Here is a 16,414-nt window from a genome sequence, read left to right as displayed (position 1 = left end):
GTAGAGACGTTACATGTAACGTCTCTACTTACTGGAGATTAGTGGCTAATAAAACTCTGATTCAAGCTCCTGCCACGGATCTAATTCTAGAATTGGATCGACTTCATCTAATTCGATATCTGTCGGGCGATCGCTCAGAGGAATTTCTGCGGCTTCAGGGAAAATAGACGGTAGTTGAATTACAGTTGCTTCTCCTGCATTACTGCCATTCTCATCAAGTTGAAGTTCGTCAATCAAAAATTGCTCTTGTAGGTTTTGGCGATCGGAGATTGCTACATCATGAGCATGACTAAAAACTGTCTCGGCTAAGTCTTGCCGAATTACATCTACTTCTTCCAAAATCAGTACGAATTCTCCAATCCGTAATATATCTCCAGGTTTCAGGAGATATTTTTGATTAACATCAGCTAATTTACCATTAATTATTGAGCCGTTTCTACTTCCAATATCAATAAAGTAATAATTGCCACCTTGCTGAAGAAATTTTCCATGTAAACGGCTAACATCAGCACTATCTAAAACTAAACTTGCAGAAGAAGAGCGACCGATCGAACACTCTTTTTGGAAATTGTTTGTTGCTAGGAAGAGATTAACTTCTTGCGTTTCATTTAGCTTGCGAGAATTAAAAATTTTAATTTGCATAAATCAAAATTCAAAAGTCAGAAGTCAAAAGTAGTTTTTCTTCCTCAGCTTTCTCAGCTCTCTCCTACCCTAATCTCTGCCATAAATGACAGTAGCCATACTCTCTCTTGATAAAATACCCAAATCGAAAGGTATGTTAACTAAGTTTTTGATTTGTTTTGTTAATTTTTCTAAATGTAGGGTGACATTGCCCACCTGATGAAACTATCTAAGGATTATGCAGGCTAATTTACGTTTCTTGGAGATTGACCAAGAAGACACCCGTAAGTGTAATTATTCCACCGACTATAGATAACAAACTGGGTAATTCTTGCAGCCAGATCCAGGCGATCGCAATTGCGAGAAATGGCACGAGATAAAGATAGCTAGCGGCTTTGGCGGCAGAAATTTGCGATAGGGTGTAAGTCCAAGTCATATAGGCGATCGCAGCGGGAAAAATGCCTAAATAGGCGATCGCTAAAGTTGATTCTAATCCCTAAAAATCCGCCAAGGGCGATCGCGGGTAAGTCTTTAAGTTGCGGCAAACGCATCCGCGTCAGATATGCATAACCTACCAGGACAAGGGAGGCGATCGCAAAGCGCAAGGCAACTAAATGTTCGGGGCTGTAGCCGCGTAAACCTGCCCGCACGCCAGCAAAGCCAGAACCCCAGAGGATGAGAGTTACCAACAGAGCAAATAGTTTTTTATTCACGCTGCATGATAGCCCCCGTCTACATACAGCACCTCACCTGTGATGTATGAAGCTGCATCGCTGGCAAGGAAAATATATGCACCAAGAAATTCTTCTACTTTTCCTCGCCTTCCCATTGGCGTAAATCTCGTTACCCGTTGCTGATACGGATCGTTTTCGTCGTACTCAACGCCTGCCATCATGTTGTCAATGTATCCAGGCGCGACAGCGTTAACTCTCACTCCTTTTTGCGCCCATTCCACAGCCATTGTGCGCACCATTTGATTAATCCCTCCCTTAGAAGCGGCATAAGGGACTAACCCTGGTATTCCTACAGCGCCAGCAATAGAAGAAGTCATAATGATACTACCAGCGCCGCGATCGAGCATTTGTTGGGCGGCGAACTGGGCGCAGAAGTAGTATCCCCGCAAGTTAATATCGATAATTTTGTCCCATTCTTCCGCTTCGTATTGCTCGGCAGGTTTAATAATATCGATGCCAGCATTGCAAATTAAGATATCGATCGCGCCATAATGCTCTACTGTTCGGTCTATGAGTTGCTGGCAACGATCGCGTTTACTGACATCAACTTCAACAGCGTAGACTTCTAAATCTTGTGACTGAAACTCGCGTTGAGTTGCTTCTAGTTCCTCTAAATTCCAAGAGGAGATAACCACTTTTGCACCGCGATCGGCAAAACCTCGCGCAATAGCTTTGCCCAATCCTCTACTAGAACCGGTGATGCAAACAACTTTACCCGCAACGCTGAATATATCTGCCATGAGTTGTTGGAGACCGAGTAGATTCTCATCATCTCAACATATCTCAAATCTAACTTGAGTTCAACATATTGAAAATTTAATATATGGAACTCCACTCTGAATGTTTCAGTAACTCATAGCACCGATCGGCTAGTTCCTGAATCTCGTTTGGTAGCTGTCGATAGTGATACCAAAAATCAGGAGTCGCACGATATCTCACAAGTCAGTACAACGTCCTTCACGTAAGTGTTGCAGTGCCCGTTGAGCCAGACGATCGAGCCGACCTGCTGCGACATCTTCCTCAAACTGCCGATCCCATACTGCTGCATCGAATTCTGCAAACCACGCTCGGAAATCGGCAAGCTCCTCTACTGATAGTTGGCTGACAGCCTGTTCGATTTCTTGCAAATTATTCATACGAAGGAAATTTACAGATGACTGAACCCTTTTGATGATAACGCTCCGCCGTACGCATAACTAACTTCTCCGCCTACCCTTTTCGACTCTTGAAGAAGCGATCGCCTTATCGGAAGGTAGCCAGAATTGAGGGACGAACATCAAGCCGTTTAACAACTATGGCATGAAGCCAAACATTCCATAACATCATGGAAAATGCCGTGGCTAATGCCGCGCCAAAAATTCCTAACCAGTGGATGCCAATTAGGTTTAAAACGACATTAACTAAGGCACTAATTCCCATCACTGATGCAGCAGGATTTTGGTTGCCTGTCATCATCAACAGGTATCCCACCGAACCCGCACCCACGTTTACGAGTTGCCCTAGAATCAGCACGATCAGCGCTCCTCTGGCTGCTGTAAATTCTGTCCCGAATAATTGCAGCACTGGAACGGCAAAAACAATGAGTCCGATCGCAATTGCCAATGCCGGATAAAACATCCACCGCGCAATTGTAGGTACGAGCTGCTGCAATCCTTGGCGATCGCCTTGAGCGTGTAGCGAAGCGATGATGGGAGCAAAAATTGCATTGACAGCGGTGAGAATGAAATGAACCCACAGCGATGTTTTGAGTGCTGCACTGTAAATCCCCACGGCTTTAGCTCCTAGCATGGCTCCTAGCATGAGCGTATCTGTTTGGCTCAACACAATCGACGAGCCATCAAGAAACATCAATGGCAAGGCAACTCGCCACCATTGACCGATTGCATAAGCAGGAACAGCTTGAGAGATTTCTGTAGTTAATTCTCGATAAAACAGAAGTGCTTGAACTAACAAAACCAGTAGCAGTGACAGAATTGAAAGCGCGATCGCCTCTGTGCTATTTAAATTCTCATGTAGCTGCCAAATAAAGGCAATGGCAATTAATACTAACGGATAGGCGATTAAGTATGGAGCATAAGCTAGGGTAATTCTTTGAAAGGCTCTAGCGATTTGTTGCTGAAGAATAGCCAATGCCATCAAAGGCACACTCCAAACACCAAAAATCAGCGATCGCGAATGCTCTAACCTGTAATGTATTGATAGCCACTGCAATACAATCGTGCTGAATATGGCTGTAATCAAACTAGCGATTAGCGTTTGTTGCCAACTTCCCCAAATAATTCCCCGCAAATGTCGCCAATCTTGCTCGAACTGGTATTTGGGGATAAATCGTAAAACCGCAGTCGGCAAACCCAATCCGGCGAGAAAAGCTAGAGAAAGACTGAGGGCGATCGCATAATCGTAAATTCCATACTCCGTGACTCCCAGCCACCGGGCAAGCAAAATTTGAGATATATAGATCGCGATCGCGCTGAAAATTTGGACGCTCAGCGCCGCCCTTGCACCTCGTACCAATGTGTTTAGCAGATCGGATTGCTGGTGTTGTAGCCAAGATTCAAATTTGGGCAGATGAGGCATCAATCGCACTCTTGAATTCTAGATGCTACAAATATACTACATAGCCGTACTGATTAAAAACGCTTGCCATTGAGCATCATATTTCGCCTTCTCTGTTGCCGATAGAAAAGTCGCTGCCAGCGTGTTGAGGTTAAATTGCCATAGTTCTTCCCATGAAAACCCTTGAGATGCTAGCGTTAAATATTCGTTATTGAGACTGGTAGAAAACATTGCCGGATCGTCAGAATTGACAGTGCAATAAAGTCCTGCATCTACCATTTGACGGATCGGATGCGGCTGTTCGCGTCCCACAACTCCAAGGCAATAGTTACTTTGCGGCGAAACCTCCAAGGGAATTTGACGCTGGCGGAGTACCTCAACCAATTGCGGATCGTCTAAACAGCGAATACCATGACCAATTCGTTCGGCTTGCAAGCTATTCACTGCTCCCCAAATACTTCTAGTTCCGACGACTTCACCAGCATGAGCCACGACTCTCAATCCTTGCTGACGCGCTTGGGCGAATGTTTCGGTAAATAATTCCGGTGGATAGCCAGCTTCAAGTCCTCCAACTCCCAACCCGATAAATAATCCTCGCTCTTTACCTTTCAAGACAAATTCCAGTACGCGAGTTTGAGAATCGGGAATTTCACGGGCAATATCGGGAATTAAGTTGACTCGAACGCCATACTGTGCTCGTCCCGCTTCAAGTCCAGCGGCGATCGCATCTAAAATCGCTTCATCTTCAAACTTTTGGGTCAAGAAAGACGCACTGAGAGAAGCTTCGGTATAAACGATATTTTGTTCTGACTGCCGCTGAAAGAAACGCTCAATTATCAACTTGTAATCATCTGGAGTTTGCAAGCAGCGCGCAGCAGCAGTGTAAACCTGAATAAAATGAGGAAAACTACGAAATTCAAAATACTCTTTCCACTCCCCTAAAGAATTAGCAGGCAGATCGACTCGATGGCGTTGCGCCAACTGATAAAACGTCTCAGCATCCGTCGCGCCTTCAATGTGGACGTGGATCTCTGCCTTTGGCATCGCTTGCAGTCGGGCAGCGAGGACTGAAGAAACTGTAGCTGGATGCTGCATGAGTTTAACCTTTTAGCTATCTTTTCGCTTTTAGAGCGATCGCGAAAATTCGCATCAGCTTCTCAACTTATCGCAAGCAAACAATAATTTCAATATATTGAATTTCGTCCTGTTCTACTGCGACTGGAGCTATAAAACATAAACGAGTAATGCCCGTGCTTCCTCCGCGCCAATATTTTGAATCTGGTGATGAAGATCCGCAGGATATCTCGCTGTATCGCCTGCGTTTAGAGTTTGCTCGCATGTACTGCTTTTAACTAGCAAATTTCCGCGCAAAACAGTTAAATGCTCGTAACTACCGGAGGCGTGTGGTTCGCTCTCCAAACAGGCATTGGGTTGCATCACCAGTTCGTACCACTCAGTAGCACCAGCAGATGAGATCGGGCTTAAAATTCGTAACTTACACTTACTATCTTGGCTGGCGATTGTGGGGGTATGGTGCGATCGCATCACCTCAATTTTCGTAGGCGCGATCGCGGTTTCCACATGCGCTTGACTGACTAACTCGGTAATACTGACATCCAAGGCATGGGCGAGACTCCATAAAGTGGCGATCGTCGGATTTGTTAACTCTCGTTCGATCTGCGACAGCATCGACTTAGAGACGTGAGAGCGTTGAGCGAGTTGTTCCAGAGTCAAATTACGGCGTTTGCGGATAGATTTAACGATCGCCCCGATTGCTGGAGGGGAAGGCTGGCGGGTCATCTATAGTAGCAGTACGATTGTATTTTTTACTCTAGGAGATTACAGCAGCAATTCGCCAATGCCGAAGTTGCAGTAACTCAAATTAACCCCCGCAGCAAGAGCAGGAATTTGTAATTGCTTTGTTAGAGTGAAGAGAGTAGCCCTACTTGCAATTCGATCGCCCCTCAGAATTATGTCCCAACAACCCGCACGTATTTGTATTCTCGGTGGCGGCTTTGGCGGTTTATATACGGCACTACGCCTGAGCCAATTACCTTGGGAATCGGAAAAACCAGAAATTGTCCTAATCGATCGCAGCGATCGCTTCTTATTTTCGCCCTTGTTGTACGAATTGCTCACGGGTGAATTGCAAACTTGGGAAATTGCCCCGCCGTTTGTCGAACTCCTCGCCTCAACTGGGATTCGCTTCTGCCAGGGTGAAGCAGCAGAAATCGATATTTACGAACAGCGAGTTCGGCTGCAAGATGGAATCGAAATTCCCTACGATCGCCTAGTACTAGCTTTAGGTGGTGAAACGCCTCTAGATATGGTTCCTGGGGCATCCTCCTATGCTTTCCCCTTCCGTACCCTTGCCGATGCCTACCGCATGGAAGAAAGGCTGCGGTTACTTGAAGCATCTACAGCAGATAAAATCCGCGTGGCAATTGTAGGGGGAGGATATAGCGGAGTAGAATTGGCGTGTAAGCTGGCAGATCGTCTTGGTGAAAGAGGACGCTTCCGATTGGTAGAACTGAGCGACCAAATTCTCAGAACCTCCCCAGAATTCAACCGCGAAGCAGCCACAAAAGCATTGGAAAAAAGAGGGATTTGGCTCGATCTCGAAACTAAAGTCGAGTCAATCGAACCAAATGCGATCGCCCTGGAATATAAAAATCAAGTCGATATTATTCCTGTAGATATTGTCGTTTGGACGATAGGCACGCGAGTTGCGCCAATCGTGCGATCGCTGCCCCTCAAACAAAACCAACGCGGACAACTCACAGCGACATCGACATTGCAAGTCATAGATCGTCCCGAAATTTTTGCTTTAGGTGACTTAGCTGAATGTCGCGATGCCGCAGAGCAACAAGTTCCCGGTACTGCCCAAGCTGCCGTACAACAAGCAGACTACGCTGCTTGGAATATTTGGGCTTCCTTGACCCACCGTCCTTTACTTCCCTTCCGCTACCAGAATTTAGGGGAAATGATGACTCTAGGGATTGACAGTGCCACGCTTACGGGTTTGGGAATTAAGCTAGAGGGTCCTCTCGCCGCGATCGCCCGTCGTCTGGCTTATTTATATCGACTGCCAACTCTAGATCATCAAATTAAGGTGGGCATCAATTGGATTACCCGCCCGTTTTTGCAGGGACTAGAAGAGAGCTGAGGGAGCTGAGGGAGCAATTCTGGTTCCACTAGCCACCAGCCACTGATAACTGATAGCTGTTCTTACAACAACTGAGTCAGGAGAAATCCCAACCCGGCGCTAGCTATGGGTACAGATAAATTATCAATGCCGTACCAAGAAAAAGCTTCTAGACCTGTAGCTACCAAAGCAACTACAAAAGCCACGAGCCAAACTAACGAAGAATTACCATGTACGGCTACGAGAATGGAGCTACTCACAATGTAGCTGACTACAGCCATAGTCAAAGAGCCTTCCCAGCTTTTTTTCACACCTCCGACCGTGTAGACGTGCTTTCCGTAACGCTGTCCGATTAAAGCTGCGAGTCCATCACCCCAAGTCATGATGAGTATGCCCAAGGCAGCGAAGTAGGGTTTCTGTACTGCCCAAAACCAAGCGACCAAAACGCCGATGCTTACAGCGTAGAAAAACGTCCCTAAGCTCTTGCGTCCGATACTGTTGATTCCTGGTAGAAGTGGCAAGCGATAGGATAATAAAGTCGCAATACCTGCTAATACTGATGCGCCAATCCCTACCCAGGCGGGAATATTTAATAACCAAGCGAATAAAATGACATTGCCAGTACCAATGTGAACGATTTTCCGCACAATTTCGGGATCGCTATTTGCGAAACGGCTAACTGCACCTGCGATCGCCAGAACAATTCCGAGCCAAACTCCTACCACCGCTATCTGTAGCCAGAGAGTAGGAATTCGAGCCAGTAGCGGAAAATCAGCCATCAAAGACTCAATCAAAACAGTCATAAAAGCTACTACATATCAAATGTAGTAGATTTGGGATACACAAGGAGAAGTCAGAAGTCAAAAGTCAGAAGTCAGAAGTCAGAAGTCGCAATTGACCGATCGCTGGTCACTGGTCACCGATCGCTGATAACTGCTTGCTGGTTACAAATGACCAATGACCAATAACATTGGAGGAAATTATCGATGTTGAAGATCGGATTAATTTGGTTAATTCGGGGCTATCGAATGTTAATTTCTCCTCTATTGCTGCCATCGTGTCGGTTTCATCCTACCTGTTCTACTTACGCCATAGAAGCGATCGAACGTTTTGGCGCTTGGCGGGGTGGAATTTTGGCAGTGCGACGCATCTTACGCTGTCATCCCTGGCATCCAGGCGGCTACGATCCTGTACCAGCAGGGAGGGAGCAGTTATCAGCGACCAGTGACCAGTGACCAGTGACCAATTATCAGTCACTTACGACTTACGACTTGATTAAGGCACGGTTTTTGTTTGCCAGTTGTATAAACTTCTGGTGTTTCCGACTGGAAAACGGGCGCGTCTGCGGATTGGGCGGTTGGTGCGTCTGGCGATCGCGGGTTTGACTCGTCTAGAGATGGGTTGCAATCGCCTTACAGTTGTTCGTCTCACAGTCGTTTGTCTTATCCTCGATTGAGGACGGGAGGTAGGAGTTGCGATCGCGGTTCTAGAGCGGTTGGGGCGGCTGCGGGGGCGATCGGTAACAGTTTTGGGTCTAGATGGAGTTACGACGGGCTGCGTTCGCGATTGGGGCGGTTTTGTTGCCGCTCTAGACTGTTGCGGTGGGATAGCGGTATTGGACGCTAAAGCAATTTTAATGGCTGCTTGTTGGGCAAGAGGAGCGATCTGCTGTTGCCAGTAGGGATGAATAGTAACTTTTCTGGTAGCTTGGAGGACATCTTGCCACTTACCCACAGCGGCGGCGCTTTTTGCTGCCTCCCAAGCGGCGCGGTTGTTTTGCCAGTCTCGCTGCCATTGGGCAATTGCAGTTTGGGCTGTTTGATAGACGGGGTTAGTGATGGGAATTGCTTTAACTAAGGCGATCGCCTGTGGTAAGTTTCCTGCTTCGTAATCGGTTTTCGCTTTTTCTAATAAACGGTTCGTCCACTGCGCGATCGAAGGTTTAGCTACGGGATAAAGCGGATCGGTGCTGGGAATTTGACTGCTTAGGGCGATCGCAGCCGATAGATCGGTGGCAGCTAGCTGCTGTGCCTGGGCGAGGCGACACTGTTGAAGTCCGGCTTGAAGTTTGGCGTTGGTACTACTGTGAGTCGATGCTAGATCGATGCACTCTTGGTATTTTCTCGCAGTTTTGAGCGCGTTCATCTGCTCCAGAGTTTGCTCTGGATCTGCGACTGGATGCCAATTCGTTACGTACATCGCTGCTACGCTTGCTAAGACAGCCGTGAGTGCTGCTCCCACGCGGAGGGGATAGCGCTGTCGCGTTCTGGAGGCTTTAGCAGGAGTTGACCGATCGGGGTTTACTAATGCGATAGCGGGCGGGTCGGGTATCCGTTCTAGAACTGGTATTGCTTGGGTGGCAACCTCGGTAGTTGGGTTCGTGTCGAGTCCTGCCATCGTCACAGTATGAGTCTCGGCATGATTTTCAGGCAGCTCGGTTTTCACTTCACGCTCTATGCCTTTAGGTGTGCCAACCAGAGTCAGATATTTCTCGACGTTCGACTGGTTGAAGTGAGATGCAGGTGGCGGTTGAATTCCTATAACTGGTTGCAGTAATGTGGGAAAATTGGCGAGTTGGCGCAGGGCAACCAAAGCAGCTACCGCTGTTTGATAGCGATTTTTGCTGTTGTAGCGCACCATCTTGGCGATGACTGCCCCCAGTCCCTCGCTGACTTTGGCATGTTGTCGCCACTCAATTTCGCCAGTGTCTGACTGTTCTGCTAACTGGGAAGGATTCATCCCTGTGAGAGCTTGAATGGCGATCGTGCCGAGGGCATAAATATCGCTATTGGGTTGAGGTCTACCTTGACCTTGTTCTGTGGGCATGTAACCAGGAGTCCCGATCGCGATCGTGGCTGGCGGGCTATTTTCCTGTTGCCCGGTTCGCGTAAACACCTGCGTCCAAACCTGTTTGACTGAACCAAAATCTACTAAGACTAACTTGCCATCTGCAATTCGCCGGATCAGATTGTCAGGTTTAATATCACGATGAATTGCTGCGTGAGCGTGGACGAAAACCAATATTTCTAGGACTTCTTGTAGCAGTTGGTAGACTTTACTTTCTTCCCAGCGATCGCCTGGAAGTAATTCTTTGGTAAGAGTATGTCCTTGAATGAACTCTTGAACGAGGTAAAACTCTTGGTGTTCTTCAAAATAAGCTAGTAACCGAGGAATCTGGTCGTGATTGCCGAGTTGCTCTAAAATTTCTGCTTCTGTTTGAAACAACCGCCTGGCATTGTGCAAAAATTTAGAGTTGACGCTAGCAGGCTGGAGGTGCTTAACGACACATCGAGGATTTCCTGGTCGATGCATGTCTTGGGCTACGTATGTTTGACCAAAACCACCATTGGCTAAAACTTCTACAACTTGGTAACGCCCGCCTAGCAACTTGCCTCTCATCACCTGAATTCCCAGAAAATTAAGATAATGTTACAATATTTACAAACTATCCACTTACTCCTACAGTAATAATTACGTATTTTTTAAATTAATTTTGAGCGATCTCAAATAGTGTAAGTCCTCAGAGCTTGCTGAGAACGAGCAGTAGCCAAAATTTAATTACTAAAAGTTTAATAAATTTCCTGCTTTCTCACAAAGATGTTATTTCAAGTACGTGAGTTCCTGAAAACAAAGCTAAAATTCAAAATCTCAACTCCAAAAATAAAGTTCCTACAACGCCCTCAAAATTGGTAATAGCAGCTTTTCTACCGCAGTGTAGTCAACGAGACTATGTAGTGAAAAAAACGCCATCATTTTACGTTGTAAAGGTTCTGCTTTTCTTCCTCCTGCCTGCTTGCACTAGTTTGTGCTTTGCTTTTTGACAGCACAATTCTCAAAAAAACTGTTAATAATGAACTGGCTGTATGATGTCAGGAATTCAATGAAAGATTGTCAGGAATTCAAAATTTGCCTGCCCCCAATTTAAACTTGGCAGCTACAAGCAATTGCGTTTATCTTTGGTAAATTTATCCCTAGTAACTCTATTCCTAGTAAAAAGGTAGTTCAGTCCGTTCACTTTGTCTAGCCTCTGAGGATTTTTACTCAAAAAAGAGAGCGATTAGTCCAAAAACTATTTCTAGGTTAGCAATAATACAGCCAGTATCACTCCAGCTTCATCTATGCCACCTCAGTCTTTAGTTTCCATTGCTATTGCGATCGCCTGTCAGTTGTTAGTTGTCAGCTATCAGGGAGCAGAGAGCAGGGAGCAGGGAGGAAGAGAGCTGAGGGAGCTGAGGGAACTGGGGAGGCTGAGGGAGAAACCTCTCGCCTCTCACCTCTTGCCTCTCGCCTCTTCTCACGCACCACTCACCGCTCACCACCCAATTACCAATTACCAATTACCAATTACCAATTACCAACTACCATTACTCCTAACTCGTCTGTGGCAGGGAAAATTTCAAGTCGATACGATTAGCGGTGGGCATCGACGGGCAGTTTATTCAGTAGCGTTCAGCCCGAACAGCCAGATGATTGCAAGTAGCGGTGGAGATCGGACGATCAAAGTCTGGTATTTGGCAGGGAAAAGATTATTGCAAACTTATATAGCACACAGAGATTGGGTGAGTTCTCTGGCGTTTATGCCCGACAAAACCGGACAAAAAACGATTCTTGCTAGTGGGAGTGGGGATAGAACAGTCAAGGTGTGGAATTTACGGCATAGAAGATTAATTCGTACCTTTGTAGGACATAAAGATTGGGTAAGTTCGGTAGCGTTTAGCCCGAATGGAAAACTTTTGGCAAGCGGTAGTGGAGATAACACCGTGAGGTTATGGAACCTCAGAACTGGCAAAGCCGCGCGCGTCATCAGCGAAGGCAGTGGAGTTACGGCGATCGCCTTTAGTCCCGATGGCAAAACCCTAGCTAGCAGCACTTTTTTCAATAGCGTCCAACTCTGGGATGTCGAGAGTGGCGAACTGATTCGTACTTTTACCGGACACAAACGTCCAGTCTACGCGATCGCCTTTAGTCCCGATGGCGAAACTCTTGCCAGTGGTAGCAATAACGGGCAAATGATTCTATGGCGAGTTGAAAGCGGTAAGTTACAAGAAACTATCAAAGCCCACAAAAAAGAAGTCACGTCGCTGTCTTTTAGCGCGGATGGCGACACCCTCGCCAGCGCCAGTGGAGACAAAACGATTAAATTGTGGAATCCTGCCAATGGAGAATTACTGCGCAGCTTATCAGATCATTCAGCTGGAGTCACGTGCGTTACCTTCAGCCCCAGAGGACATTTCGCTAGCGGTAGCAAGGATAGAACGATTAAAATTTGGCGAGAAAAATCTTAAATAAAGTCAAAAGTTAAAAGTTAAAAGTCAAAATCCAGGAGATAGATAACTGATAGCTTTGTAGAGATGTTACATGTAACGTCTCTACACTGATAACTGATAACTGAATAAATGAAACCTTACCAACAGATTCAAATTACAGAGTGTGGGGAACCGCTAGTAGAAATTCCTTTAGAAAAGTTTGCTGTAGAGTCACCCCATCCCTACCAATTACTAGGTGCGCCTTATCAAGGGCGATCGCCTTATCATCTTCGACAAGGCGTACTGAATCGCCTACTGCAAGCCCAAACCTATCTTCAACAATCTCATCCCCAGTGGCGCATTCAGATTTTCGATGCCTATCGTCCAATTGCCGTTCAACGATTTATGGTAGATTATGCCTTCAGCCTCGTTTTGCAAGCAGAAGGACTGACGGTAGAACAATTATCTCCCGACCGACAACAGGCTTTATGGCAGCAAGTGTATCAAATTTGGGCAATTCCTAGCACCGATCCCAAGACTCCCCCACCTCACAGTACGGGTGCAGCAGTCGATATTACCTTGGTAGATGCGGCTGGAATGACAGTAAATATGGGTTCTCCGATTGATGAGATGTCAGCGCGATCGCAGCCCGATTATTTCGCAAATAGCGCCGATCCTGTAGAGCAGGAATATCACGAGCGCCGCCAGTTATTGCAAGATATCATGCTCAAAGCTGAGTTTACGCGCCATCCTGGGGAATGGTGGCATTTTTCCTTCGGCGATCAAATGTGGGCATGGCTGAGCGATCGCCCTGTAGCTCAGTATGGTGGTATCGTGTAGAGACGTTACACGTAACGCCTCTACACGACTCACTTTTTAAGCTGATAAACCCCATAGCGATCGTCTTTGTAGAGTTGAGCTAAGAAGGTGCAACTAGCATTGAAATTTTGGCTTTCGGTGACGACTTTGTTAATTTGATAATCGGCTACGAGTTGTTTTAAAATGTCGCACTGGCGATCGCTTGGCGATTCATAAAATGCTTGTGCGGCTAAATTTCTTTCATACCACTCTAAAACTTCGACATCTTTGTATGGATGTGATTTAAAGTTAACCAGAATGGGAGCGCCTGTATAAACTCTAAATTTGCGTAACTCTTTATTTTTATTTGGGACTAGATAGAGATCTTCTTGTTGCGTTGTTTTTTTGACATAATTCAACATTGGAACGCTTCTATCTTGTTCTACAAACATTTGTCCTTGATTGTACAAGCCAAGCACAAAAACCATAGATATTGTAGCTAAACTCGCCGCCATCACCGAGCGTTTGTGTTTTACTTGAAAGTAGCGATCGAATAAGTAAGATACGAGCCAAGCAACTATAATACTAGTGGCGATCGGTACTAAAACCGCAGACAGTCGCCAAGGAGCAACAAAAGCTATTGTATTATTGGGATAGAATATTTGAATAAGAGTTAAAGTAACAATAATAAAGAAAGGAATAAATAGAGTCGCAAAAACTTTAGTTTTTCTAATTAAATACAGTGCTATAACAACTAAAAGAATTTGTAAATAAGCCGAAGGTTTACTTAAAAAAATCTGCGGGATAGAATGGTGAGGGATTCTCAATTGGACGATGATATATTGAGATTTTGCCCACAGTTCAGCGGTGGTTGGTCTGAACTGAAAATACATATAATTAAATACTGGTAGTAATAATAGAGTTGCTACACCTCCAACTGATACGACTTTAATCAAACTACCTTCGTTTTTATAGATAATAATTAAGTAAGTCAAGCAAATAATTGCTGCACCCATAAGATATGTGGGATGAAAAGTAGCTGCTATAGCTAGACAAGCTACAGCTAAGAAATAATTTCGGTGGAGAAACCGATAAATCGAGAAAATGATAAAAACACCAAAATTACTCGGTTGAAAGTAAGGTCCGAGAACGTATTGTTCTGCAACTCCATAATGAATATTTAAAGCCGTATCTAAATCGAGAGCTTTAATTTGAATATTGATCGAATGAATGACGATTAGAATAGCAAAAAACACTAGATATCTCAGGCGATCGCTATTGACTTTAGCATCTACGTTTTTTCTAGAGTTGATGCCAATTGGGAAAATAAATGAAACAATTCCAGTCAAACTGTAAATGTATACGCCAAAAATAATTATATAATAAAGATAAAAAGCATATTCATTTAAATATAAATGAGTTATCTTAACTAAAAAAGTAAAAGCTGGTAAAGGATCGATAGTGCTTGCAAACCAATCATTTTCCAAAAAACCATAGCCAGCTTGTGCTAGTCCATGAAAAAATTTAGTTGTTTGATTGTCGTAGTATAAAGGTCTTTGAGTGTATGAAATTCCAAAGACAAAAGAAATAAGTAAAAACTGACTTATTGACAGAAAAATTTTTTTCCAGGGAATTAGATTGATTTTCATTTGTATTCTTAACCGGGCGTTATCTGTTTATAGCGGTTTCCATATAGATACAATACATCTGTAGGGGCGCACAGCTGTGCGCCCCTACTACAAATATGTGTACCTCTATCATCTTTTAAGAAAAATCATATAAGTACGCAAACGAACCGGGAACTGTAAAAACATCAATTTTTTGACCCATACTATCTAAATAAGTTAAAATTCTTTGCTGCTCATTTGGAACGTGAGTAATGTGAGATAATATGACCCACACCCTTCTCTTCCCACGCAGTTGGTCGAAATCATTTTGATATCTTTGCCATTCTTGTTCTGACATTCCCTTCCCATCATATTCATCGAGATCGTCTATTCCCATAATGTAATCACCCTCACGGTAGCCATATTTTGCAGCATAATATCTAAATTGATATTCAGCTCTTTGATAAATGTATAAAATATCTTCTGGCTGTTGATGAGTTTTTACGTAACTTATAACTTGCTTAATTTCTTGTTTGGTTTGTGGCTGTACCAGGCGATGGGTAGCATTGGCTATAGGAACGACAAGCAGCAAGCTGATAATTAACATACCGATAATAGCAGTCAATTTATTTCTACAAGTTTTCTGCCAAATGAAATAGCTTCCCTCCGCAATTCCTAAAATAAAAAAGGGAGTTAAAAAGACAACTAAGCGACTGTGAAAAGGATATTTTTGTAGATAACCTGCAAGCAACGTCACTAAGAAAGGAGAAATTAGAATAAATAGGATTTCTCTTTTCCGATACCAGAGGGAGATAAATCCAGCTAGACAAACTAACCGTGGAACAATAACCAAAGGTTCGGAAAAACCTAAAGGATCTTTGAACAATTTGATATATCTTAAATACGACCAGTTAATATCAAATATTGAGGTAGGAAAAGCATACTTGTTTGTCCACGATCGCAATAAATATTCACTTTCACCGAGATTTCTCAAAGATAAAAAATATAAGCTAGCAAAGCTTATCAACCAAATTGAAGTTACTGCCAATACTATAATTAACTTTTCTCTATTTTTTTGCTGCCAACCAGCTAATACATGATATATTCCTACGCCTGCCAAAACAAAAATTGCTGGATGGGAAAACCAAACTGCGATCGCACCTCCTATTGCATATGCTATTAGTTGAAAAGGCTCGATCTTTTTCCGATTCAAAGATACTCCAATTGTAGCGCCAAGTATGGCGACGGCTACATCAGTTGAATACTGTTTGACTTCAGAAGCAAAGTAAAGCAAATACTCTAAACCAACAAAAAGAGTTAAGGCAATGGGGATAGCTGGTTTTTGCAAACATCTTTTTGCCAAATGGTAAAATAAGAATAAAGAAGCAATACTAGAAACTAAAGGAAAGAGTCTTAAAGCATACTCGTTATTACCAAATAACTGAACTGCTAACTTTTCCACCATTAAAAAGCCAAGGGGTGCGCCTTGGTTGTAATCTAAAGGCTGGAGCAATTCTAAATACGAGCGATTGACAATATTTAAAGCTAGTGCGGCTTCGTCATTCCATAAAGAACGATTAAATAGATATTGAACTAGCCTGACTAGGATACCAAAGCCGATAATGACGAATGATATTCTGTTTAGAGTGAAAGCAGTAAATTTGCTGGGTTGAAGCTTTTTAAATTGCTTTATAGTAGTTTGCATAA

General features: G+C 44.2%; 16 protein-coding genes. 4 read left to right on the top strand and 12 right to left on the bottom strand.

The annotated features are described in order from the left end of the window. Positions 1-45: 45 nt before the first annotated feature. The 8 genes from M5J74_RS27160 to M5J74_RS27130 form a co-directional block, all read right to left on the bottom strand. Positions 46-642 (bottom strand): FHA domain-containing protein, encoded by a 597-nt coding sequence (locus M5J74_RS27160; RefSeq protein ID WP_250014332.1) that lies wholly within the window; start codon positions 640-642, stop codon positions 46-48. Between the two features lie 229 nt (positions 643-871). After that, complete coding sequence (locus M5J74_RS32945; protein WP_071925456.1) at positions 872-1,057, bottom strand: EamA family transporter; 186 nt, start codon at positions 1,055-1,057, stop codon at positions 872-874. Continuing rightward, positions 1,008-1,334, bottom strand: coding sequence for an EamA family transporter (locus M5J74_RS32940; RefSeq protein ID WP_256498637.1), 327 nt, complete (start codon positions 1,332-1,334; stop codon positions 1,008-1,010). Before M5J74_RS32940 ends, M5J74_RS32945 begins: the two co-directional genes overlap by 50 nt. Then, positions 1,331-2,095 (bottom strand): SDR family NAD(P)-dependent oxidoreductase, encoded by a 765-nt coding sequence (locus M5J74_RS27150; RefSeq protein ID WP_106217515.1) that lies wholly within the window; start codon positions 2,093-2,095, stop codon positions 1,331-1,333. Before M5J74_RS27150 ends, M5J74_RS32940 begins: the two co-directional genes overlap by 4 nt. 195 nt (positions 2,096-2,290) lie before the next feature. Further along, complete coding sequence (locus tag M5J74_RS27145; protein ID WP_015156994.1) at positions 2,291-2,491, bottom strand: hypothetical protein; 201 nt, start codon at positions 2,489-2,491, stop codon at positions 2,291-2,293. Between the two features lie 106 nt (positions 2,492-2,597). After that, positions 2,598-3,932 carry a flippase gene (locus M5J74_RS27140; protein ID WP_250014330.1) on the bottom strand — a complete coding sequence of 445 codons (1,335 nt, stop codon included), beginning with the start codon at positions 3,930-3,932 and terminating at the stop codon, positions 2,598-2,600. A gap of 36 nt (positions 3,933-3,968) precedes the next feature. Next, positions 3,969-5,006 carry an adenosine deaminase gene (gene add, locus M5J74_RS27135; RefSeq protein WP_250014328.1) on the bottom strand — a complete coding sequence of 346 codons (1,038 nt, stop codon included), beginning with the start codon at positions 5,004-5,006 and terminating at the stop codon, positions 3,969-3,971. Positions 5,007-5,135: 129 nt separating this feature from the next. After that, positions 5,136-5,711 (bottom strand): helix-turn-helix domain-containing protein, encoded by a 576-nt coding sequence (locus tag M5J74_RS27130; RefSeq protein ID WP_015156991.1) that lies wholly within the window; start codon positions 5,709-5,711, stop codon positions 5,136-5,138. Positions 5,712-5,883: 172 nt separating this feature from the next. Between M5J74_RS27130 and M5J74_RS27125 the strand changes: the two genes are divergently transcribed. Beyond that, positions 5,884-7,077: an NAD(P)/FAD-dependent oxidoreductase gene (locus M5J74_RS27125; protein WP_015156990.1), complete on the top strand. Its 1,194-nt coding sequence runs from the start codon at positions 5,884-5,886 to the stop codon at positions 7,075-7,077. Between the two features lie 62 nt (positions 7,078-7,139). Here M5J74_RS27125 and M5J74_RS27120 read toward each other — a convergent pair whose 3' ends face one another. Next, positions 7,140-7,859, bottom strand: coding sequence for a diacylglycerol/polyprenol kinase family protein (locus M5J74_RS27120; RefSeq protein WP_015156989.1), 720 nt, complete (start codon positions 7,857-7,859; stop codon positions 7,140-7,142). 186 nt (positions 7,860-8,045) lie between these two features. Here M5J74_RS27120 and yidD point away from each other — a divergent pair, with 186 nt between their 5' ends. Then, entirely contained in the window at positions 8,046-8,291 is a 246-nt protein-coding gene (gene yidD / locus M5J74_RS27115) for a membrane protein insertion efficiency factor YidD (protein WP_041463508.1), read from the top strand. 40 nt (positions 8,292-8,331) lie between these two features. On the opposite strand, the gene M5J74_RS27110 is transcribed toward yidD, so the two are convergent. Continuing rightward, the gene (locus tag M5J74_RS27110) at positions 8,332-10,455 is read right to left on the bottom strand and encodes a serine/threonine-protein kinase (protein ID WP_250017177.1); all 2,124 of its coding nucleotides are present in this window, start codon (positions 10,453-10,455) and stop codon (positions 8,332-8,334) included. A gap of 719 nt (positions 10,456-11,174) precedes the next feature. Here M5J74_RS27110 and M5J74_RS27105 point away from each other — a divergent pair. Both M5J74_RS27105 and M5J74_RS27100 read left to right on the top strand, forming a co-directional pair. Further along, positions 11,175-12,341, top strand: coding sequence for a WD40 repeat domain-containing protein (locus tag M5J74_RS27105; protein WP_250014326.1), 1,167 nt, complete (start codon positions 11,175-11,177; stop codon positions 12,339-12,341). 111 nt (positions 12,342-12,452) lie between these two features. Then, positions 12,453-13,142 carry a M15 family metallopeptidase gene (locus M5J74_RS27100; RefSeq protein ID WP_015156985.1) on the top strand — a complete coding sequence of 230 codons (690 nt, stop codon included), beginning with the start codon at positions 12,453-12,455 and terminating at the stop codon, positions 13,140-13,142. A 29-nt stretch (positions 13,143-13,171) separates the two neighbouring features. On the opposite strand, the gene M5J74_RS27095 is transcribed toward M5J74_RS27100, so the two are convergent. Continuing rightward, positions 13,172-14,749 carry a DUF6798 domain-containing protein gene (locus M5J74_RS27095; RefSeq protein ID WP_250014324.1) on the bottom strand — a complete coding sequence of 526 codons (1,578 nt, stop codon included), beginning with the start codon at positions 14,747-14,749 and terminating at the stop codon, positions 13,172-13,174. A gap of 115 nt (positions 14,750-14,864) precedes the next feature. Next, positions 14,865-16,412, bottom strand: coding sequence for a hypothetical protein (locus M5J74_RS27090; RefSeq protein WP_250014323.1), 1,548 nt, complete (start codon positions 16,410-16,412; stop codon positions 14,865-14,867). Positions 16,413-16,414: the final 2 nt, after the last annotated feature.

This window comes from Chroococcidiopsis sp. CCNUC1 (genome assembly GCF_023546805.1).
GTDB lineage: Bacteria > Cyanobacteriota > Cyanobacteriia > Cyanobacteriales > Chroococcidiopsidaceae > Chroococcidiopsis > Chroococcidiopsis thermalis.
Note: the sequence above shows the minus strand (reverse complement) of the source record. Positions and strands in the feature narration are given on the sequence as shown.